The organism is Acinetobacter sp. YH01009 (assembly GCF_013420765.1).
Lineage (GTDB): Bacteria > Pseudomonadota > Gammaproteobacteria > Pseudomonadales > Moraxellaceae > Acinetobacter > Acinetobacter amyesii.
The window spans coordinates 1-20,982 of the sequence record NZ_VOYE01000014.1; the positions used below are offsets into that span (position 1 = coordinate 1).

At 39.9% G+C, this 20,982-nt stretch carries 20 protein-coding genes and 1 pseudogene; 11 read left to right on the plus strand and 10 right to left on the minus strand.

The annotated features are described in order from the left end of the window. The 6 genes and pseudogenes from FTT76_RS12990 to FTT76_RS13015 form a co-directional block, all read left to right on the plus strand. Nucleotides 1-110 (plus strand): annotated as a pseudogene (locus FTT76_RS12990) (IS5/IS1182 family transposase); the annotation flags it as partial. Nucleotides 111-510: 400 nt separating this feature from the next. Then, nucleotides 511-1,077, plus strand: a complete 567-nt coding sequence (locus FTT76_RS12995; protein WP_180008127.1) for a hypothetical protein — start codon at nt 511-513, stop codon at nt 1,075-1,077. A 96-nt stretch (nt 1,078-1,173) separates the two neighbouring features. Beyond that, the gene (puuE, locus tag FTT76_RS13000) at nt 1,174-2,136 is read left to right on the plus strand and encodes an allantoinase PuuE (RefSeq protein ID WP_180008128.1); all 963 of its coding nucleotides are present in this window, start codon (nt 1,174-1,176) and stop codon (nt 2,134-2,136) included. A gap of 142 nt (nt 2,137-2,278) precedes the next feature. After that, nucleotides 2,279-2,782: a 2-oxo-4-hydroxy-4-carboxy-5-ureidoimidazoline decarboxylase gene (uraD, locus tag FTT76_RS13005; protein WP_180008129.1), complete on the plus strand. Its 504-nt coding sequence runs from the start codon at nt 2,279-2,281 to the stop codon at nt 2,780-2,782. After that, nucleotides 2,779-3,099, plus strand: coding sequence for a hydroxyisourate hydrolase (gene uraH / locus FTT76_RS13010; RefSeq protein WP_180008130.1), 321 nt, complete (start codon nt 2,779-2,781; stop codon nt 3,097-3,099). The genes uraD and uraH overlap by 4 nt, the downstream gene beginning before the upstream one ends. A 30-nt stretch (nt 3,100-3,129) precedes the next feature. Beyond that, nucleotides 3,130-4,509 carry a nucleobase:cation symporter-2 family protein gene (locus FTT76_RS13015; RefSeq protein WP_180008131.1) on the plus strand — a complete coding sequence of 460 codons (1,380 nt, stop codon included), beginning with the start codon at nt 3,130-3,132 and terminating at the stop codon, nt 4,507-4,509. A 201-nt stretch (nt 4,510-4,710) separates the two neighbouring features. Here the strand turns inward: FTT76_RS13015 and FTT76_RS13020 are convergent, their stop codons facing one another. Next, on the minus strand, nt 4,711-5,211 hold the full coding sequence (locus FTT76_RS13020) for an ureidoglycolate lyase (protein ID WP_180008132.1): 501 nt from the start codon (nt 5,209-5,211) through the stop codon (nt 4,711-4,713). Between the two features lie 90 nt (nt 5,212-5,301). Further along, nucleotides 5,302-6,309: an allantoicase gene (alc, locus tag FTT76_RS13025; protein ID WP_180008133.1), complete on the minus strand. Its 1,008-nt coding sequence runs from the start codon at nt 6,307-6,309 to the stop codon at nt 5,302-5,304. A gap of 208 nt (nt 6,310-6,517) precedes the next feature. On the opposite strand from alc, the gene hpxO reads away from it, so the two are divergent. Then, nucleotides 6,518-7,675 carry an FAD-dependent urate hydroxylase HpxO gene (gene hpxO / locus FTT76_RS13030; protein ID WP_180008134.1) on the plus strand — a complete coding sequence of 386 codons (1,158 nt, stop codon included), beginning with the start codon at nt 6,518-6,520 and terminating at the stop codon, nt 7,673-7,675. A 103-nt stretch (nt 7,676-7,778) separates the two neighbouring features. Here hpxO and FTT76_RS13035 read toward each other — a convergent pair whose 3' ends face one another. Then, the gene (locus tag FTT76_RS13035) at nt 7,779-8,708 is read right to left on the minus strand and encodes a LysR family transcriptional regulator (RefSeq protein WP_180008135.1); all 930 of its coding nucleotides are present in this window, start codon (nt 8,706-8,708) and stop codon (nt 7,779-7,781) included. A gap of 248 nt (nt 8,709-8,956) precedes the next feature. Here FTT76_RS13035 and FTT76_RS13040 point away from each other — a divergent pair, with 248 nt between their 5' ends. Further along, the gene (locus FTT76_RS13040; protein WP_180008136.1) at nt 8,957-10,012 is read left to right on the plus strand and encodes an aromatic ring-hydroxylating dioxygenase subunit alpha; all 1,056 of its coding nucleotides are present in this window, start codon (nt 8,957-8,959) and stop codon (nt 10,010-10,012) included. 87 nt (nt 10,013-10,099) lie between these two features. Here FTT76_RS13040 and FTT76_RS13045 read toward each other — a convergent pair whose 3' ends face one another. Then, a complete protein-coding gene (locus tag FTT76_RS13045) occupies nt 10,100-10,540 on the minus strand; it encodes a DUF2147 domain-containing protein (RefSeq protein WP_168379617.1) in 441 nt (146 codons plus the stop codon). A gap of 524 nt (nt 10,541-11,064) precedes the next feature. Between FTT76_RS13045 and FTT76_RS13050 the strand changes: the two genes are divergently transcribed. Further along, complete coding sequence (locus FTT76_RS13050) at nt 11,065-11,901, plus strand: SDR family oxidoreductase (protein WP_180008137.1); 837 nt, start codon at nt 11,065-11,067, stop codon at nt 11,899-11,901. Between the two features lie 189 nt (nt 11,902-12,090). Here FTT76_RS13050 and benE read toward each other — a convergent pair whose 3' ends face one another. From benE to catA, 6 genes are all read right to left on the minus strand, one after another. Beyond that, complete coding sequence (gene benE, locus FTT76_RS13055; RefSeq protein ID WP_180008138.1) at nt 12,091-13,326, minus strand: benzoate/H(+) symporter BenE; 1,236 nt, start codon at nt 13,324-13,326, stop codon at nt 12,091-12,093. Between the two features lie 64 nt (nt 13,327-13,390). After that, nucleotides 13,391-14,176 (minus strand): benzoate diol dehydrogenase BenD, encoded by a 786-nt coding sequence (benD, locus tag FTT76_RS13060; protein ID WP_180008139.1) that lies wholly within the window; start codon nt 14,174-14,176, stop codon nt 13,391-13,393. A 14-nt stretch (nt 14,177-14,190) separates the two neighbouring features. Continuing rightward, entirely contained in the window at nt 14,191-15,207 is a 1,017-nt protein-coding gene (gene benC / locus FTT76_RS13065) for a benzoate 1,2-dioxygenase electron transfer component BenC (protein ID WP_180190564.1), read from the minus strand. Between the two features lie 94 nt (nt 15,208-15,301). Continuing rightward, entirely contained in the window at nt 15,302-15,811 is a 510-nt protein-coding gene (gene benB / locus FTT76_RS13070; protein WP_078193336.1) for a benzoate 1,2-dioxygenase small subunit, read from the minus strand. Then, nucleotides 15,808-17,205, minus strand: a complete 1,398-nt coding sequence (benA, locus tag FTT76_RS13075) for a benzoate 1,2-dioxygenase large subunit (RefSeq protein WP_180008141.1) — start codon at nt 17,203-17,205, stop codon at nt 15,808-15,810. The genes benB and benA overlap by 4 nt, the downstream gene beginning before the upstream one ends. Before the next feature lie 85 nt (nt 17,206-17,290). Then, nucleotides 17,291-18,211 (minus strand): catechol 1,2-dioxygenase, encoded by a 921-nt coding sequence (gene catA / locus FTT76_RS13080; RefSeq protein WP_078193335.1) that lies wholly within the window; start codon nt 18,209-18,211, stop codon nt 17,291-17,293. 280 nt (nt 18,212-18,491) lie between these two features. Between catA and FTT76_RS13085 the strand changes: the two genes are divergently transcribed. Continuing rightward, complete coding sequence (locus FTT76_RS13085; protein WP_180027179.1) at nt 18,492-19,406, plus strand: LysR family transcriptional regulator; 915 nt, start codon at nt 18,492-18,494, stop codon at nt 19,404-19,406. Between the two features lie 191 nt (nt 19,407-19,597). After that, complete coding sequence (locus FTT76_RS13090) at nt 19,598-20,971, plus strand: MFS transporter (protein ID WP_180004495.1); 1,374 nt, start codon at nt 19,598-19,600, stop codon at nt 20,969-20,971. Nucleotides 20,972-20,982: the final 11 nt, after the last annotated feature.

Here is a 20,982-nt window from a genome sequence, read left to right on the forward strand (position 1 = left end):
TGAAAACCTTCAAAATTCTTGCTGAGCGATATCGCAATCGAGGCAAAAGACTAGCATTAAGATTCAATCTAATTGCTGGAATTTATAACTTGGAGCTGAGTGAAAAATGACTTATGAAAGAAATCTATTGTTTGAATCTTTTATTTGGAACTGAGTAAAAGTGACTTATGAATATAAATTAATTTTCAGAGTTAGGTGTGTTGATTTTACAAAGAATATTTGATCATGACGCTTTAAATTTATCAATAATTAAGTATAGTTATACCATTAAAAAATTACTAGATTAAACAAACAATGAGAATGCATATTTTTTTAAATTCCTTACTTACGATGTATTGTTCAATTTCAATATTTATGGTCATTTTTATATATTTTTTATCTAATTGGCAAATATGGGAAAAACATTTTACATTCATTAGTTTAATGTCATTCTTAATACTGGCAATTTGTTTTTACTTTAAATATAACGAAAAATTGAATGATGGTAATATTTTATTCAAGCAGTTGCCAATGAAAGTACAACTACCAATAAGAACTTCAACTATATTATTTTTAAACCTAAATTTGGGTTTTATCTTATTTATATTGGCAGTGCTTACGATAGTAATTACAGCTAATATATGGTTTTTTACACTTTGTATTTTTATTATTTGGAATGCAATAATTTGTCATCCTCATATTTGGTTTGTAGATTCAATTGATTTAAAACAAGATATAAAAAATAAAACAAACGAATTTGAAATTCTAAGACAGGATAAAGGTGATTTTGAATATTTTAATGATGGTTTCACATACACTATAACTGGGCCTGAAATAAGCACTAAAACTATATTATGGAAAGATATTCAAAGTATAGATGTCGTACGCCAAGATCTTGGAACCATTGATGAGATTCAGCTCTATATATTGTGTTCAAATACAATCATTTATATTGCCGAAAATACACCGGGTTATTACTATTTCATTGATCAACTGCATCAGAATTTTCCAGAAATAGATGAAATTTGGCAAATTTCAATCATTGCAGATGATTCAGGGCAACCATTCAATATTTTAAAAAAAGGCAATGGTCATTGATATGAAAAGTTATTTAGCCGTCTAAGATATTGGCGCATAATTTGCTTGCTTCTACCTAATTTTTTACTGTTTGATATAACAAATTAGGAAGTTGAAGTGACTACAGGCTACTTACGCGGGCAAGACTTAATTGACCAGATCCAACAACAGGATTATTCCAGAGATCTAATTGGATATCATGGCGATGTACCTCAAGTCGTATGGCCTAATCAGGCACGTATCGCAGTGCAGTTTGTGTTGAACTATGAAGAGGGTGGAGAAAACCATATCGAACATGGGGATGCAGGATCAGAACAATTCTTATCCGATATTATTGGAGCGGCCAGTTTTCCTGCCAAACATATGTCGATGGACTCGATGTATGAATATGGCTCCAGAGCCGGTTTTTGGCGGATTCATGAAGAATTTAAAAAACGTGATTTACCCATGACAGTCTTTGGCGTTGGTATGGCTTTAGCGCGCAATCCTTATATTGTCGAAGCGATCAAACAAGCCAATTATGATGTCGTTTCACATGGTCAACGCTGGTTACATTATCAGGATATGCCGATAGAGCTAGAATGTCAGCACATGGATCAAGCGATTAGTGTGCTTGAAGCTTTATTTGGAAAGACGCCTATTGGCTGGTACACAGGGCGTGACAGTCCCAACACACGTCAGCTATTGGCTGAATTTCCGCAAATTAAATATGACTGCGATCACTATGGTGATGACCTGCCTTTTTGGAGTCGTTTGACGAATGAAAATGGTCGAACCCGTCCACATTTAATTATTCCTTACACACTTGAAAGCAATGATATGAAGTTTTGTTCACCGGGTGGTTTTAACAGTGGTGAACAGTTTTATCAATATCTTAAAGATGCTTTTGATGTGCTATATGAAGAAGGTGAAAGTGCGCCAAAAATGTTATCGATAGGGATGCATTGTCGTATTTTAGGGCGACCAGGCCGTTTTAAAGCACTACAACGATTCTTAGATTATGTGCAATCACATGAAAAAGTCTGGATCTGTCGCCGTGGTGATATCGCGGAACATTGGTATACACATCATGCAGTCTAAAAAAAAATATTTGGATAAAGAGGAGCTTAGCTCCTCTTTTTTTAGGCCTGAACTTAGGTAACTGACATCATAGACCTAGGTTGGCACTGATATTGCAAAACTAAATTTGAACAATCATTCAATAATTTTAGGCGATTTTATAGTGCAACTTGTTGAATTTAATCAAGCATCCGAAGCAGATGTAAAAACTTTTTTAAAGCACTGTGTGCAAATTGAAGGCTGGGCAGAACACATTGTAGCGCAGCGTCCTTATACCTCTATCACGCAAATCACAGAGCAAGCAGTAAAAGCTGCAAAAGCTTGGACTTGGGATGAAATCAAAAATGCTCTAGATAACCATCCACGAATTGGTGAAAAAAAGGCGCAGGCTGAATTAAGTAGTTTGGAACAACAATTTTCAAATCAAGAACAGTCTGAAATTTCAGCAGATGAAGAAACTCAATTTGCATTGCTGAAAGGCAATATCGCGTATGAGAAAAAGTACGGTTATCTCTTTTTAATCAAAGCTTCAGGCCTCAGTAGTGAAGATGTACTACAGGCGCTGAAATATCGATTATTGAATGATCCTGAAACAGAAAAAAGAATTGTCCATCATCAACTGGCTGAAATTGCCTTATTAAGATTAAAACAGGAGCTTAGCGCATGATTAGCTCACATATTTTAGACACCAATCTAGGCAAACCTGCAGCGAACGTCAGCATTCAATTATTTAATGCTGAAGGTAAGTTGTTGGGTTCAGCCCAAACCAATGCTGATGGCCGCGTTAATGATTTTGCACTCAAGGAATTTACAGCAGGTGCGTATAGCCTTGAATTTGCGACTGCTGAATATTTTCAGACGTTAAATACCGAAACCTTTTTTCCAAAAGCTGTGATTCATTTTTATGTAAAAGATGCCTCGCAGCATTTTCATATTCCTTTACTCATTAGCCCATTTGCATATTCTACGTATCGCGGAAGCTAAGAGCAAAGTTAAAAAATAGGGGATATAAAAATGACAGAACAAGATAAAACAGTTTCACCAGAACATGAATATTTAGGCGCAGGGAAAAGCCTTGCCTATGGACTACAGCATGTATTAACCATGTATGGCGGTATTATCGCTCCGCCATTGATTATTGGTACAGCCGCGGGACTTGAACCTGCGCAAATCGGTTTATTGATTGCCGCGGCGCTTTTTGTCGGTGGCTTGGCGACCATCCTACAAACCGTAGGTGTGAAATATATCGGTGCAAAATTACCCTTAGTTCAAGGGGTTTCATTTGCAGGTGTGGCGACGATGATTGCCATAGTAACCGCAGGCGGTGGGCTTTCTGCTGTTTATGGTGCGGTGATTGTTGCATCTCTAATTGGCTTTTTTCTAGCACCTTATTTTTCAAAAATTATTCGTTTTTTCCCACCGATTGTGATTGGCTGTGTGATCACCGTGATTGGTCTTTCATTGCTGCCTGTAGCGGTACGCTGGATGATGGGGGGGAACAATAAAGCACCAGACTGGGGAAGTGCTGAGAACATCAGCTTGGCATTTTTAACTTTGGGTATCGTGATTGCGTTGAATTTAACCCGTAATGCAACCATCCGACGTTTATCTATTTTGTTGGCCATTGTCTTCGGTACAGTGCTGGCTTATGCCTTTGGCTTTGGCGATTTTTCTAAAGTTGCAAATGGTAACTGGATTCAATTTCCAAGCTTCTTTGCTTTTGGTATGCCAACTTTTGAGTTAAGTGCCATTATTGCCATGCTGATCGTGACTTTAGTGATTATGACTGAAACCACAGCAGATATTATTGCCGTTGGGGAAATTGTTGGTACTAAAGTGGATGCTGAGCGTATTACCAATGGCTTACGTGCAGATATGCTATCTAGTGCAGCAGCGCCAATCTTCGGTTCATTCATGCAAAGTGCTTTTGCACAAAATGTCGGTTTAGTAGCGATTACAGGCGTGAAAAGTCGCTTTGTTGTTGCAGCGGGTGGGATGATCTTGGTCGTATTAGGCGTTCTACCAATTATGGGACGACTGATTGCAGCGATTCCAGTCCCTGTATTAGGTGGTGCTGGTTTAGTTTTGTTTGGAACGGTTGCGGCAAGTGGTATTCGTACCTTGGCGAAAATTGACTATAACGAGCAAAAGAACCTCATCATTGTTGCGACTGCGATTGCAGCAGGGATGATTCCAATTATCGATCATTCTTTCTATGCAAACTTCCCGAAATGGGTGCAAACACTCTTTCATTCAGGCATTAGTTCAACTTGTTTGATGGCGATTATTTTAAATATTGTGTTCAATCATTTGAATTTATTTAAAAATAAGGAAGTGACTATGAGCAAAGATCAGGTTAAAAAACCAAGCATGGCGATAGATGTGCAACATTAATCATTGCCGATCTTGAGTCTTGAACCACACGATGATTCATAAAATAAAAACTTTATAGTTTAAAAAAGCCCTCGAAGTAGAGGGCTTTTTATTGAGTAATGTTTAAATAAAACATTATCAAGAGATGGAATAAATTATGTATTAACAGGTGGTTAGGTGGTTTTTAGCCTATTTAACTCTAAGTTTTTAAGCTAAAAACCATTAATTTGAAATGTGAATAGGCGTTGGGAACTGAAACACATCACAATTATGCCCAGCGCCAATCCGATCGATGACGGCAAAGCTACTCGGTGCTTCGAGTGTCAGGAGAGGATGATGCCATGTTCCTGCACGATAATTGACTCCTTGGCTACCATCAGTAATGAAAGCACATAGCTGTGTAAGATCGGGGCTGTGATCATCTAACGCAGGTGCAACTACCACTAAAAAAGCCTGCGCTTGCATTGGAATAAACGCTTGCGAGCCGTTGGGATGACGCTCTAACATCGAAATCGTAAAAGGCAATTCAGTGGTTTTGATATTTCTAAAGAGGCTAATTCCAGCAACCGCATCACCTGAAATTTCTGTTTCCACGAGGGCATGGTATCGCTCTGTATGTGCGTCATTGATGTGGAAAAAATCATGTCCAGTCGTGCAAATGACTTCTCCAAAAGGTGCAAAGCCTTCAATACTCAGAGCTTGTATTTTTATGCTGTGTGTCATGTTTAGATATCTTATAGGGCATTTAATTAAAAAAAATTGAAACCATACACATAGGAAGCACGAAGGCTTCCTATTTTATTTACACTGTAATTAAGGATGTATTTTCCCCCATAACCGTATGCGACTAATCCCCCCGTCAGGAATCATATTGATGCGGATATGCGATATTTTTTCATGCTTTAAAATCTCACTCACAAAGCTATGAATATGATCCATCTGCATGTCTTGTGCGTCGAGCAAAAACGGCCAGAACATACTTTGCGGAATCAGTTGAGGGTCAGTGGCATCTTCTATATAAATTGCTTGTATGGACACTTGTGCAGGAAAGTTGCCTTTAAAATGGGCAGTATCAATATCAATTTTCTCTATTGCACCAGATTGACCCAAAGCCAAAATGCACCAGTCAAAACCTGGTGCACGGCGACGTTTAGTTTCCCAACCATCTCCCATATTGATACCACGGCCAGGGTTAATTAAGTTTCGTGGATGTCCAAAATGAGCATCACTATAAGCAATTACGCGTCCACCATTTTCCAGTGCAACAAGGTCTAATGTGCTCGTATTGTCTTGAATTTGAACCTGAACTTCACCATAGACTTTAAATCGTGCAATACCACCGTCTGGGTATATATTTAAACGCACATGGGTAAAAACCTGATCATTTGAGACCATCAATATATGGTGTTGGCTCGGGCCCAATACGGTATTGTCTAAGATATTGACCCATGCTGCCTGTGCTAGCTCGCCATTTGGTGCAAAGCAGGCTTCAACTGATGCGGAAGCTGGATAATTCCCTGTAAAGAATGTTGTATCAATATCTAAGGCTTGAATTCGTCCAGCAACACCGAGTTGGATGATTGCCCAATCATAACCTGCATGGCGTTTACGACGCGTTTCCCAACCATCCATCCATTTGCCATGATCATCAAATTTATCTTCGACGAAGATAGGTGCATTAAATTGAAGCATGCGTTTTGCTTCTGCAAAAAAATCATCTGAACATTCAAGTATTTTTGCACCAATACGGTCATCTGCTAAATTTGTAAGTGTCTGTAATTGTGCAGGAATATCAAAACTTGGTGCGAGTAAAGTCGCCATATATAAAATCCATTCACTATTTTCATTTAAAACATATGCATTTTGTTTTTAGTGTTAAAAATTTAACATTTGATAAAAACTAGCATTTACACGTGTTTAGAAGCACAGCGTGTGCCAACTTTAGATTTTTTTATTGTTTGTTTGAAAAAATGGCATGCTTTTCGCTTTTTAGGAGAAAGATATTTAAAAAAACACAGGGGAGTTATAGATGGACATTACAATTATTGGTGCAGGTATGGCGGGCCTAACGACAGGGATCGCTTTGAAAAAATTTGGACACCAAGTAACCATCTATGAACAGGCAGAACAAATTTTACCTGTTGGAGCCGCTATTTCTTTATGGTCTAACGGTGTCAAATGTTTGAACTATTTGGGGCTAACCGAACAAGTCGAAAAGCTCGGTGGCAAGATGGATCACTTAGCCTATATCGATGGTTTAACTGGCGATGTTATGACGCAGTTTAGTCTGTTTCCTTTAATTGAAGAAGTTGGTCAGCGACCTTATCCAGTTTCACGTGCAGACTTACAAAATATGCTCATGGATGAGTTTGGCCGTGAGAATATTCATTTGGGTAAAAAAATGGTGAGCTTCTTGGAGCAAGATGATCAAGTGATCACACGTTTTGCAGATGGAAGTGAGGTTCAGGCTGATTTATTGGTGGGCGCCGATGGAACACATTCACTGACACGGGCGTATGTATTGGGGGAACAAGTTGAGCGCCGCTATGCAGGTTATGTCAATTGGAACGGTTTAGTCGAGATTTCAGAAGAATTTGCTGCGGAAGATCAGTGGACGACATTTGTAGGTGAAGGTAAACGCGTTTCGCTGATGCCCGTTGCCGACAACCGATTCTATTTCTTCTTTGATGTACCTTTAGCAGCAGGCTTAGAAAATGACCGCACACAATATAAGGCCTTATTTAAAGAATACTTTAAAGGTTGGTGTGAACCGGTGCAAAAGCTGATTGATGCTGTAGATGCCCAAAAAACCAATCGGGTAGAAATTCATGATATTGAACCTTTTGCAGATTTCTACAAAGGCCGTGTGGTGATCGTGGGTGATGCAGCACACAGCACAACGCCTGATATTGGACAAGGTGGTTGCCAAGCAATGGAAGATGCAATTTATTTAGCTCGTTCTTTGCAAATCAATACTTTGGGCTTACAAGATTCATTGCGTCGTTATCAAAATAAACGTAATGAACGTGCTAATGAATTGGTTCTGCGAGCGCGTAAACGTTGTGATGTGACGCATATGAAAGATGAAAGTGTGACGCGTGAATGGTATGCAGAACTGCGTAAAGAACAAGGCAATCATATTATGAAAGGCATCATTAGTAATATTGTAGGCAATCCATTGGATTAAAAAAATAAACTAATAAAACTTTAGCTTTCAGCAGCCAGTACGGGTTATTCGCACTGGCTTTTTTTAAATAATTATTTGCTATTACAACGCCAAAATATTGGTTTTAGGGGGTCATGGATTTTAAATTGATTTTAATTTCTTCCATTTTTTCCACCAAAAGATTAATCATGATCTGAGAAATTCGGGAGGTTTGGCGCTTCGATGCGACACATAAAGCGATGGTTAAACTGTGTAAACCTTTTTCACGGATCGGTTTAAAAATAATCTTATTATTCTCAAGCAGTGGCAAAGCATCCATATATGACATCAAACTGATGCCTAATTGTTGCTGAACCAATGACAATATCATTCTAATGTCATTACATTCGATCTTTTGAATCGGACTAAACTTATGATGTTTATATAAAGTCTGTACATATTCACTAATAATGAGTGGATCACTCGGTAAAATATGTCGTTCATTTAACGTATCTGAAAGATAAATTTTATCCATTCCACCCAAGGTATGATGCGGCGACATCACAAAGCCCAAGGGAATTTCTATAAAGGATAAAATCTCTAATTGGCTATGGCTTTTGGGATTTAAAATTATGCCAAAATCTAATTCTGCATCGACGATTTTTCTGGATATATCTTCACTGCTATTCATGCTGATATTGAGGTTGATCCACGGATATGTTTCAGCCATCTTTTGAATGCAGTCGACGACGAAACTGTCATTCAAAGCTGCAATAAAGCCCATTTCAATGTTTCCACGGTTTAAGCCTTGGATTTCATCAAATCGAGTTCGTGTCAGTTGATATTCTTTTTGCCATTTTAATAAATCGGCATACAGTAATTCACCCGCGAGCGTCAGTTTTAAGCCCTGAGGTAGTCGTTCAAATAGGGCAACCCCCAGTTCTTCTTCTGCCAAAACGATTTGTCGATGTACTGCCGAGACTGAAATAAAAAGTTGTTCAGCAGCTTTGCGCAGACTTCCAGTCCGTGCAACCGCCATGAAATATTCAGAAAATCTAGAAAAAGTAATCGACATACAGGCTTCAATCTCTATCGCGTCATCAGCGAATCATAATGTTATGCATTTTAAGCGATATTCATGCCAGCTTTATCAAATCAAGCAATAATGAATACTTAATGTTCCAAAAAACAGAACAATCTATGCAAATCATTCTAATAGACAAAAATGTGTTTAGATTTTAATTTCAATTTAGAAAATAAGGATTTAGCAAAATTTTGATGATGCTAAATGCTGAAGAAATATTGAAAATGTCGAGATGAACTATGAATGCCATTCCAGTACTCAATTTATTTACCCAACCTCAGTGCAGTACATTTGATGCTAACGACTGGAATATTTTGGCGCAGCATTGGTATCCCGTTGCACGTGTAGAAGATGTTTCGATTGAACCGCAACAAGTGCAATTACTCGATGTAAAAATGGCGTTATATCAAACTGAAAGTGGAAAAATTCATTTGGTTCGTGACATCTGTCCACATCGTGGGGTGCCATTAACCAAAGGCTGGGTCAAGGGTGAAGACATTATTTGTCCATATCATGGTCTACATTATAACGGCGCAGGAAAGTGTGTAAAAATTCCCGCACAGCCAGAGCTGACTCAAATTTCAGAGCGTTTTTCATTAACTAAATTTCCAGTTGTATTGAAATATGGATTAGTGTGGACCAGTTTATTTAACCGCGATGAATCTACGGCCAATTTTCCCGATTTAGACACGTGGGATACCGAGCAGCACCAATCTATATTGCCACCTCATGTTGATATTGGAGGTTCAAGTGGACGTCAACTCGAAGGCTTTATTGATGTTGCACATTTCGCATGGGTGCATCATGAGAGCTTTGCAGACCGTGAAAATCCTAAAGTACAAAAATATTCCACAGTACGCACGGACTATGGACTACATACAGAATATCTTAGTGATGTGAGTAATTATCCGCATGGCTTACAACATTTAGCACCAGAAGACTTTTTATGGAAAAGAACATTTGATGTCTATCCGCCATTTTCAGCAATTTTAACCATCGATTTTCCTGAAAATGGGGTGTTAAAAATATTAAATGCCTGTTGTCCTGTATCGCATAACAAAACCCGTTTATTTGTGCCTTTAACTCGTAATTTTGATACCACAGGAGATTTGCAAGCGGTCTATGATTTTAATGCACAAATTTTTGCTGAAGATCAGGACATGGTGGAAAGTCAAAAACCAGAGGAATTGCCATTGGATATCAGTATGGAGGCGCATTTCGAAGCAGATCGCTCATCGACAACCTATCGTCGCATATTAGCTGAATGGGGGTTAAGCAAACGTTATACCGTTTAATATATAAATTCCAAAATTTTTAAATTTGAAATTTTCATGCAAAAAAGCGACTCAATCGAGTCGCTTTTTGAATTTGTACGATACGGATTAGTTTACACGTATCCATGTCTGGCTGCGTCCAAGCGCGGATACTCCAATATAGCCACGACCATTCAAGGTCTTACCGTCATTCGACATTTTGGCATTGAAACTATAGGTTTTACCATTTTTCGGGTCAGTAATTTTACCGCCGTCATAGGTATTTTTACCGGTATTTTTCAAACCATTCACGATTTGCACACCGAGTAGTGGTTTATTGTGGAATTTACCTACACATTTTTGGCAGTTTTCTGCTTCACCCGGGGTGAGTACATCAACGATTTTTGCAGATAAAACGCCCTTTGATGTTTCGTTAAATTGAACTACAGATAAAGGTTTTTTGGTTTGGTCATCGATGGTTTTCCATTTAGTACCATGCAATGGATCAGCAGCCAAAGCTAAGCTAGACACCAGTGACAAACCGATTAGGCTAAGAGTTGTTTTTATCATTTTAGAACCTCTATTGAACATAGTAAGAGATGTGCATCCCTGATCTTCCAAAGGGTGGATACACAAGACTTGGAAAATTACAAAGCATCAGCCTTGTTGTCTTCAAGGGCTATATTCACAAAAAAATAAGTATATATTGTGGATTTTATATACTGATTTTGAATATCTAGAATCTGGATCGTGTAGAAAAATAGAATAAATGTTGAGCTTTGTTTATAACATTTGGGATTTGTATCAATTTTATAAATATCAAACGCTGTTTGAGCTGAAAAATTTAGAGCTACAATCCCAAAAAAAGCCGGAGCTAAAAGGCTCATTTAAGTTTTCAATTTTTGCTCTAATCATGTTGAATTACATTAATTTGATTTGAAGCAATAACGCTAAAGAGCTATGTATAGCATTCATATTTTACAATTAAATAAAATCATTTCATTCATAGATCAGTTCTCGTTAAGCTTGTGTTATGAATAATATGAAAATGCAGCTTGTTCACTGAACGAGATTAAGTGTGTATAGGAATAACGATGAAAAATTTTAACAACAAAGTCGCAGCCATTACTGGAGCAGGTTCAGGTATTGGGCAGCAGTTAGCCATTCAACTGGCTCAATCAGGTGCGCATCTAGCATTAAGTGATCGCAACCTCGACGGCCTTGCACAAACGGCTGAAATGATTAAGCACACCGGTGTGAAAATAACTCAGACCCAGTTAGATGTATCTGATCGTGCCGCTGTCGAGCAATGGGCGGCTGCAACCCAAGCTGAATTTGGTCAGGTCAATTTGATCTTTAATAATGCGGGTGTCGCGCTAGCCAGTACAGTAGAAGGTATGCATTATGATGAAATTGAGTGGATTATGAATATCAATTTCTGGGGCGTGGTGTATGGGACAAAAGCATTTTTACCGTACTTAAGACAAAGTGGCGATGGACATATAGTTAATATTTCCAGCTTATTTGGTTTGACGGCTCAACCGACTCAAAGTGCCTATAATGCAACGAAGTTTGCGGTACGAGGTTTTACTGAATCTTTACGCCAAGAATTAGACTTGGAAAATGCTGGAGTCAGCGCAACTTGCGTGCATCCGGGTGGGATTCGAACCAATATTGCAAATAGCGCGCGTATGAGTGACAGTATTCGTGCGTTAGGGATGAACCCAGATAGGGCAACCAAAGCATTTAATAAAGTGCTAAAAACACCGCCTGAAGTCGCAGCAAAAGGCATTTTAGATGCGGTAAAGCAGAATAAACGTCGAGTTTTAATTGGTAATGATGCCAAAATTATTGATTTAATTCAGCGAATTGCACCTACACGTTATGCCCAAGCCATAGATCTACTTAGTGGTAAGAAAAAACGTAAATAATTCAAAGATAAGTAAAAAAGGGATGATGCAACATGATCCCTTTTTTATCCTATAGAGCTCTTAATTTCGAATATTGAATTTTTAAGTTTAAATGACAAGAAAATCAAAAAATTGAGTTTTCGATTAAACAAAGAAGATGTAGTGTTCCATCTTCTTTGTATTGGCAATGCGTTTGGACATTATGAACTTTTAGAATCTTGAGTCGTTGTCATCGGTGCTTGTGTGGCTACTCGTTGGTGCTTGTGTGGCTACTCGTTTGGTCAAAATGACATGTGCAGCGACACCGATACAAATCCCCCAAAATACTGAGCTTAGCCCTAAAAAATGCATACCTGAGGCTGTCGCTAAAAAAGTGATTAGCGCCGCATCACGGTTGGCCTCATTTTTCATCGCAACGGACATGTTTGTTCCAATCGCACCTAATAACGCTAAACCTGCAAGTGCAGCGACCAACTCTTTAGGTAATAGGCTAAATAACATGACAATACTGCCTGCAAATAAGCCGCCTAAAATATAAAAAATACCATTGGCAATACCAGCTATATAACGTTTTTCTTTTAGTTCATGTGCATCTTTGCCCATACACATGGCTGCGGTAATAGACGCCAAAACAATGGTAATGCCTCCGACACATGCTACAGCGAGCGAGGCAATACTGGTCGCAGTGATAATGGGCTTAGCTGGCGTGTCATATCCACTTAGTTTCATGATCGCCATCCCCGGAAGGAATTGACCACTCAGACTGACTAAAATTAAGGGAATCGCCAAATTTAAAGTCGAGTTCCAAGTCCAAACTGGAGCAATAAACTGCGGTATAGCGAGTTGAAAATTCACATCAACAGGATTAATTTTTCCTAATGTAAAACTCAGGATGACACCAGTCAGTAAGACCCAAATCATCGCGTAGCGTGGCGAAAGTCTTTTCGATATGAGAAAGACCAATAACATGCCAAAGACAATGATCGGCATACTATCTGTCGCAGTGAACAGTCCAAGTCCAAACTGAAATAAAATACCTGCCATCATTCCCGCAGCGACATCTTGAGGAATCCATTTTAAGAGTTTGTCAAAATAGCCAGTGATGCCAATCAAGAAAATAACAATAGCGGACGTGATATAAGCTGCTATGGCTTCATTCAGTGAAATATTCGGAAATAGGGTGACTAAAAGGGCTGTACCGGGCGCTGACCACGCGGTAATCACCGGGGTTTTATATTTAATAGAGAGATAAATACCCGCCAGCGCAGCACCAATAGAAATCCCCCAAATCCATGAAATCATCATGGCTGGGGAAACTTGAGCTTTTTGTGCGGCTTGGAAAAAAATAATCAGTGGGCCTGAATATGAAATCAGCACGGCTAAAAATCCTGCAACCGTCGCTGAGATCGACCAATCTTCTTTTAATGTTTTTAACAGGGGTGCCATCGCTTTTGCCTCCATGCGACTATGTCAATGAGCCTGTTGAATTAAACCAATGACGGTATAGCGTTTAACCTTGATCTCCACCACCAACAGGGACGACTGTTCCTGTCATATAAGATGAATCATCGGATGCCAAAAATAAGATGGCATTCACTTGTTCCTGAATTGTGCCATAGCGTCCTAAGAATGTACGGTCAATGGTTTGATCGACCACGTCTTGCATCCATTGTTTTTCATGATCTGACAATGGATTGGTATTTCTTGGTACTTTTCGTGGTGGGGCTTCTGTGCCACCTGTGGCTACGGCATTGACTCGAATACCATCTTTGGCATGTTCAAAAGCGAGAGCAGCGGTTAAGCCATTAACCCCACCTTTTGACGCTGAATATGGCACACGGTTAATACCACGGGTTGCAATAGAAGATACATTTACAATTGTCCCTTGCTGATTTTGAATCATTTCAGGTAACACGGCTCGGCAGCACCAGAGGGTTGGAAATAATGAACGATTAACTTCCTTAATGATTTCTTCTTCTGAAAACTCTTGGAAGGGCTTCATCCAAATCGCACCTCCGACGTTATTGATCAAGATATCAATTCGGCCATATTTTTTAATGGCTTGGGTAGCAACTAATTGAGCGCCTGAATATGTTTCAAGATTGGCTTTAACAATAATGGCATCGCCATTGTGGGCTTGAATATCGTTCAGCGTATCTTCAACAAAATCTGAGAGATCTGCCAATACCACTTGAGCACCTTCTCGGGCCACTTGTAGTGCGACTCCACGACCAATACCTTGAGCGGCACCGGTTACAATAACAACTTTATTGCTAAATCTGGCTTGTTCTGACATTAAACTATTCTCCCTCAATTCGCTGAGAATTTTTCAAACAAGAAGTTTGCAGGTTTAACGCCTTCGGTATCTAACCAGCCACGTACAGCTTCGACCATCGGCACAGGACCACAGAGGTAAATATCCACATCACCATTGTTTAACCAATCTTTTTCAACATGACTGGTCACATAGCCTTTACGTTCATGCTGTGACTCAGGGTGAGCGACCACAGTACGGTATTCGAACCAAGGGAGTTTGTTTTGTAATTCATCTAGCTTGTCTTTTGCTACGATGTCAAAGTCATTGGTTACGCCAAATACAAGACGAACAGGTTGCTCAGAACCTTTTTCTTCAAGCACTTGTAACATGGACATAAACGGCGCAATACCTGTACCACCTGCAAGCATGACCACAGGACGGACGACATTACGCAGATAAAAACTACCAAAAGGACCTTTGAAGGTCATTTTGTCGCCGGCTTTCGCATCGGCACTCAGGAAGGTACTCATTTTTCCTTCAGGGACATTACGAACCACGAAGCCTGTTAAACGATTGCCCGGCTTTGAACTAAACGAATACGAACGAGTTTCTTCAGTCCCCGGAATGCCGACATTGACGTATTGACCTGCCAAGAAGTTAATGTCAGGTTGATCTTCATCCAGTTGAATATCAAAGGTAATCGTAGAATCCGACATATTTTCAACACGAGACAATGTGCCTTGAAACTCATGAATTTCAGTTTTACACACGTCAGATGATGCACTGATTTGGAAAACAGCATCTGAACTTGGACGACATTGGCAAGCTAAAATATGACCTTGCTCAGCTTCTTCGGGGGTTAAAGCGTCTTCGATATAAGATTCTTCAGGCATGTCGTAAGTTCCCGACTCACAAAATGCACGGCATGTCCCACATGCGCCATCACGGCAATCTAGAGGGATATTGATTTTTTGACGATAGGCTGCGTCGGATAAGGTTTCACCTTGAGCAACACTAATAAAACGAGTAACGCCATCTTCAAATTGAAGTGCAACATTATGGTTTGACATGGCTGAATATCCTTTTGAAAATCTGGTATAACGTGTCCTTTCAGCCAAATATCCTTCTGGCTGAAAGTAAAACCTTGCTTAGTAAAATAAGCTTTTAGAGGTGATAAATATCAATAACTTGGTTGATATAATCGTTTTTCAGAACAACATATTTGCTGAGGATTTTTGGCTGCTCACCTGAAAAATCAATTTCATAACGTGACATGCCAAAGTAGCTATAGTTGGTTTTGTAGCGGAAACTTAAGGTGTTCCAGTTAAAACGCACCGTTACTTTGTCACCATCACGTTCAATAATCTCGACGTTATTAATGTTGTGGCTGGTTCGGGTATCTGGCATCGTGGCAGATGAACGCTCAGTTTTAATGCGGAAGACACGGTCTTCTAAACCTTGACGGTCTGGATAATAAATCAAAGAAATCTCAGACTGAGGATCTTCTGTCAGGCGGTCATCATCATCCCAAGCAGGCATCCAAAATGATGCAGATGGGGCATAGCACGCTAGCCATTCATCCCACTTTTCATCATCTAAAAAACGCGCTTCGCGGTAGAGGAACTGAGATACAGCTTCAATGCTTACGCTGTCTAAATGTGCAGTTGCATTCATGCGACATCTCCTTGTTCATTTGCGACTTGTTGTGCCAATTCTTTTTCTTCAGCGATGGCATGTTTCATGGTTTTTAACCAATATTGATGCTGAGCAAGGTAAAGACCTTCATCTTCGGTTTTGATGCCACTTAATAGTGGTTTTAATCCAATTTCATTGGCTGCATCATCTGGTCCATGAATCCAGTGTTTTGAACCACGGCACATGTCGTTCCATTCCAGCTCAATCCCTGCATAACCTGCTTGGCAGGCACGGAATTCTTCTAAATCGTCAGGTGTTGCCATGCCTGAAGCATTAAAGAAGTCTTCATATTGACGAATACGACGTGTACGTGCTTCTGGCTCTTCACCAACAGGGGCGATACAGTAAATGGTGACTTCAGTTTTATTGACAGAAATCGGGCGTAAAACTCGAATTTGTGAACCGAATTGATCCATCAAATAGACGTTTGGATAAAGACATAGGTTACGTGAACGCTCGATCATCCATTTCGACATCGGTGCGCCGAATTTTTCGGTATATTCATCGGCTTTGCTAAAGTTTGGCCGGTCTTCTGGGTTAGCCCATTGTGTCCACAACAACATGTGACCACTGTCAAAACCATAAGAACCACCGCCTTGCTTGCCCCAAGAACCCGCACTCATGGCACGAATATTATCTGCCGCTTGTGCTTCTTTACGGTGCTGAGTGGTCGCTGCATAGTTCCAATGCACGGCTGATACGTGATAGCCATCTGCGCCATTTTCAGCTGTCAGTTTCCAGTTACCTTCATAGGTATAGGTAGATGAACCACGTAAAACTTCCAAACCGTTTTCCGACTGACCTTCGATCATGTCGATAATTTTGGTGGTTTCACCTAAGAATTCTTCAAGGCTTGGCACATCAGGATTTAAGCTACCAAATAAAAAGCCTTTATAACTTTCAAAGCGCGCGACTTTTTTCAAGTCATGTGAACCATTTTGGTTAAAGCAATCTGAATAACCCGCTTCGGCAGGGTCTTTAACTTTGAGTAATTTACCTGAGTTATTAAAGGTCCAACCATGGAATGGACATGTATACGTCGCTTTGTTGCCTTTTTTATAACGACATAACTGTGCACCACGATGTGAGCAGGCATTGATCATGGCATTCAGTTCACCATTACGGTTACGTGCAATGATGATCGGCTGGCGACCGATATGAGTCGTGTAATAATCATTGTTATTTGGAATTTGGCTTTCATGTGCCAAATACACCCAGTTACCTTCAAAAATGTATTTCATTTCAAGATCAAATAACGCTTGATCGGTAAATACTGAGCGGTGCAGTTTAAATTCACCAGTGTCAAAATTATCGACAAGAAGTTCATCAATACGATCTAGATGGCTAGTGTTAATTACAGGAATACGTGGCATGTCCATTCTCCGACTGTCCAATGAGGGGATAGTCGCCGAGTTGTCAAACTTGGATGAGACAGCTCGGCTTCCTTTGAGTGAGTAATTAAGCGCTAGCGCGTCGACGATCAACTTCAGTATTTGGTGCAGCAGCTTGTTCTTTAACTAACTCAACATTAAAGCTAATGTGTTTAAACGGTTGGTTTAGACCACGACGTGCAATTTCAGCTTCGTCTGTGATATCAACGGCAGTTGCCACTAGACCATCACGTGTTGCAAAGGCAAAGTCGTCCCAAAGGTATTTATCACCTTCGATGTTGAATTGAGTAGTTAGCTTGCGGTAACCCGGTGCAGAGATAAAATAATGAACATGTGATGGACGGTTACCATGACGGCCTAATTTGTCTAAAACAAATTGAGTTGTGCCTTCTGGAGGGCAGCCATAACCAACGGGCATCGTAGTTTGTGCAACATATTTACCGTCTTGGTCAGAAAGAATCGTACGGCGAAGGTTAAAGTCAGATTGAGACTTATCAAAGAAAGAATAGTTACCTAGGCTGTTGGCATGCCAAATTTCAACTTTAGCGCCTTCAATGATGTTGCCTTCGGTATCTGTTACCGTACCTTCAATAAACAGAGTTGGAATTTTATCGGTTTCCGTACCATCGTCCATACGAGCAAAGCCCACTGATTCAGGTGCGCCAGCCACATATAAAGGGCCTTCAATGGTACGTGGTGTACCACCTGTAATACCTGCTTTCGCATCAGCTTCATCCGCACGTAAATCAAGATAGTGCTCTAAACCTAAACCTGCGGCTAAAAGACCTAATTCGTTTGCTTGACCCGCGTCTGTAAAATACTCTAGACCTTTCCATAGTTCAGTTTGAGTAATATCTAGATCTTCAATCGCTTGGAATAAATCACCCAATAAACGTACCACAACTTGCTGTACACGTTGGTCAACAGGCCCTGTCGCTGTATCTACGTTCATTTGTTTAACCAGAACATCAATCTCTTGACGGTTCATACTATATCTCCTTAAGTATGCATTTAAGTATGGGTGGCTATCACTCGATAAAAGAGGTCTTTGGCTGCCACGTTCCTTGTTTGGTGTCTAACAATACTTTTTAAGTTGTTTCGTGTAGCGGTTGAAGCCTCTTTCAGGTAATGCGCTGCACGATGTTTTTGATCTGTTGGATGGGATTAAATTTGCTTAATCCTGTCTATGTGATATACCTTAAAAGAATAAAATCTTCACGTCGAAGATCAAATTTGCATTTTATTATACTTAATAGGTATCGATAACTATGGAACTAAGACACTTAAGATACTTTGTCGCGGTGGTTGAAGAGCAGAGTTTTACCAAAGCGGCAGAAAAACTATATATAGCTCAACCACCTTTGAGTCGGCAGATTCAAAATTTGGAACATGAGCTTGGAATTCAGTTATTTGAACGAGGTAGCCGTCCGCTTAAGACTACAGAAGCAGGTCAATTTTTTTATCATCATGCTTTAAAACTTTTGTCTAATGCAGAAGAAATTAAATCAATGACGAAACGAATCGGTTTGACAGAACGGACCGTGACAATCGGTTTTGTGAGCTCTTTATTGTTTGGTTTACTTTCGAATATTTTGTATTTATTTAAACAACAACACCCACATTTAAAAATAGAAATGGAGGAAATGGCGACCACTGAACAAATTAAAGCATTAAAAGAAGGTCGTATAGATGTCGGCTTTGGGCGTTTGCGTATTTCAGACCCCGCGATCAAACGGGTTTTACTGCGTGAAGAACGCTTAGTGGTAGCCTTACATGCTAGTCATCCATTGGCACAAAAAAAGGAAGGGGTATATCTCGCAGATCTGATCGATCAACAATTGATTTTTTACCCAAATCACAACAAACCAAACTTTTCGACCCAAGTGCGTGGCATATTTTCAGAGTATGGTTTAGAACCTAAAAAAGTACGTGAAGTACGTGAATTACAACTGGCACTAGGCTTTGTTGCAGCGAATGAAGGGGTTTGTATTACCCCAATGAGTGCCCAAAGTGTGCAATTAACACATTTAACCTTTGTTCCTATCTTAGACGAAGCCGCGATTAGCCCTGTATTTATGGCTGTGCGTCATATGGATGAGAGCGAAGATATTCGTGGTTTATTTGATAGTGTTTATCAAGTGTATGATTTAGAAGCGATTCCATATGATCGTGCTGTGTTTTGAGTATGCTGTCGCTAGACGTTCAGATGAACTGCAGTTATGAAATGATCTATTTAAATAAAGCGGAATCAAGGGATTAATTTATATTCTACTTTTTAGGTATACAAACATGCCTAATCGGTTTTGGACATTAAGCACCGACTTATTCATTGTGAAAAGCGAATTTTACAAGCTTCACAATTAGGAGGTGGGCTATGCAAAACCAGAAAATTAATATTAATACCTTGGTTGATGAAGCCAAATTTACGCCATTTCATTGGGGTGTTTTGATTTGGTGTCTTTTGATTATTATTTTTGACGGTTATGACTTGGTGATCTATGGCGTTGCCTTACCGTTGTTGATGCAAGAATGGTCCTTATCTGCGGTACAAGCCGGCTTACTGGCAAGTACGGCTTTATTTGGCATGATGTTTGGTGCCATGTGTTTTGGCACACTGTCCGATAAAATTGGTCGTAAAAAAACCATTATGATCTGCGTCGGTATTTTTAGTGGTTTTACCTTCTGCGGTGCTTTTGCAAGTACTCCAGTTGAGTTTGGTATTTTACGCTTTCTTGCCGGTCTAGGCATCGGTGGTGTTATGCCGAACGTTGTGGCATTAATGACAGAATACGCGCCAAAACGTATACGCAGCACCTTGGTTGCACTAATGTTTAGTGGTTATGCCATTGGTGGTATGGCTTCAGCGTTATTGGGTGCTTGGTTAGTGCCTGTATATGGCTGGAAAATCATGTTTTATATTGCGATTATTCCATGTCTTGCACTGCCTTTAATCTGGAAATTCCTCCCTGAATCATTGATGTATTTAACTTCAAAGCATCAAACAGATACGACTCGAACGATTGTCTCAAAAATTGCCCCTGAACAAGTCCTCACAACAGATACTCAATTTGTACTCAATGAGGTTTCTGAAGAAGACAAAGCTCCGTTAAAAGCATTATTTCAACAAGGCCGTAGTTTCAGTACGTTTATGTTCTGGATTGCATTTTTCATGTGCTTATTGATGGTTTATGCACTTGGAAGTTGGTTACCAAAATTGATGATTCAAGCTGGCTATTCGCTAGGTGCAAGTATGATTTTCCTCTTTGCACTGAATATTGGTGGAATGGTAGGTGCTATTGGTGGAGGTGCTTTGGCAGACCGATTCCATATCAAGAAAGTACTAAGCATCATGTTCATGTGTGGCGCATTGGCTTTAATCTTACTGGGCTTTAACAGTCCGCAAATGGTTCTGTATACCTTAATTGCTGTAGCAGGCGCAGCTACCATCGGTTCGCAAATCCTACTTTATACCTTTGTCGCACAATACTACCCAACCACGGTACGTTCTACAGGTATGGGCTGGGCATCGGGTATTGGACGAATTGGTGCAATCGTTGGACCTGTGCTTACAGGGGCACTGTTAACCATGAATTTGCCGCATCAAATGAACTTCTTGGTGATAGCCATTCCCGGTGTTATTGCTGCATTGGCGATCTTTATGGTGAATTTGCAAGCGTCTGTAGAGGCATCTACTCAAGGTCAATCGCCAAAACTCAATACGCAAGCTATCAAAAATCCAGCGAATTAAGCCGATATTTA

Coding starts and splice junctions, on each gene's coding strand:
- FTT76_RS12995 (WP_180008127.1), top strand. CDS start 511: ATGAAAGTACAACTACCAATAAGAACTTCAACTATATTATTTTTAAAC.
- uraH (WP_180008130.1), top strand. CDS start 2,779: ATGATTAGCTCACATATTTTAGACACCAATCTAGGCAAACCTGCAGCG.
- FTT76_RS13015 (WP_180008131.1), top strand. CDS start 3,130: ATGACAGAACAAGATAAAACAGTTTCACCAGAACATGAATATTTAGGC.
- FTT76_RS13020 (WP_180008132.1), bottom strand. CDS start 5,211: ATGACACACAGCATAAAAATACAAGCTCTGAGTATTGAAGGCTTTGCA.
- alc (WP_180008133.1), bottom strand. CDS start 6,309: ATGGCGACTTTACTCGCACCAAGTTTTGATATTCCTGCACAATTACAG.
- hpxO (WP_180008134.1), top strand. CDS start 6,518: ATGGACATTACAATTATTGGTGCAGGTATGGCGGGCCTAACGACAGGG.
- FTT76_RS13035 (WP_180008135.1), bottom strand. CDS start 8,708: ATGTCGATTACTTTTTCTAGATTTTCTGAATATTTCATGGCGGTTGCA.
- FTT76_RS13040 (WP_180008136.1), top strand. CDS start 8,957: ATGAATGCCATTCCAGTACTCAATTTATTTACCCAACCTCAGTGCAGT.
- FTT76_RS13045 (WP_168379617.1), bottom strand. CDS start 10,540: ATGATAAAAACAACTCTTAGCCTAATCGGTTTGTCACTGGTGTCTAGC.
- FTT76_RS13050 (WP_180008137.1), top strand. CDS start 11,065: ATGAAAAATTTTAACAACAAAGTCGCAGCCATTACTGGAGCAGGTTCA.
- benE (WP_180008138.1), bottom strand. CDS start 13,326: ATGGCACCCCTGTTAAAAACATTAAAAGAAGATTGGTCGATCTCAGCG.
- benD (WP_180008139.1), bottom strand. CDS start 14,176: ATGTCAGAACAAGCCAGATTTAGCAATAAAGTTGTTATTGTAACCGGT.
- benC (WP_180190564.1), bottom strand. CDS start 15,207: ATGTCAAACCATAATGTTGCACTTCAATTTGAAGATGGCGTTACTCGT.
- benB (WP_078193336.1), bottom strand. CDS start 15,811: ATGAATGCAACTGCACATTTAGACAGCGTAAGCATTGAAGCTGTATCT.
- benA (WP_180008141.1), bottom strand. CDS start 17,205: ATGCCACGTATTCCTGTAATTAACACTAGCCATCTAGATCGTATTGAT.
- catA (WP_078193335.1), bottom strand. CDS start 18,211: ATGAACCGTCAAGAGATTGATGTTCTGGTTAAACAAATGAACGTAGAT.
- FTT76_RS13085 (WP_180027179.1), top strand. CDS start 18,492: ATGGAACTAAGACACTTAAGATACTTTGTCGCGGTGGTTGAAGAGCAG.
- FTT76_RS13090 (WP_180004495.1), top strand. CDS start 19,598: ATGCAAAACCAGAAAATTAATATTAATACCTTGGTTGATGAAGCCAAA.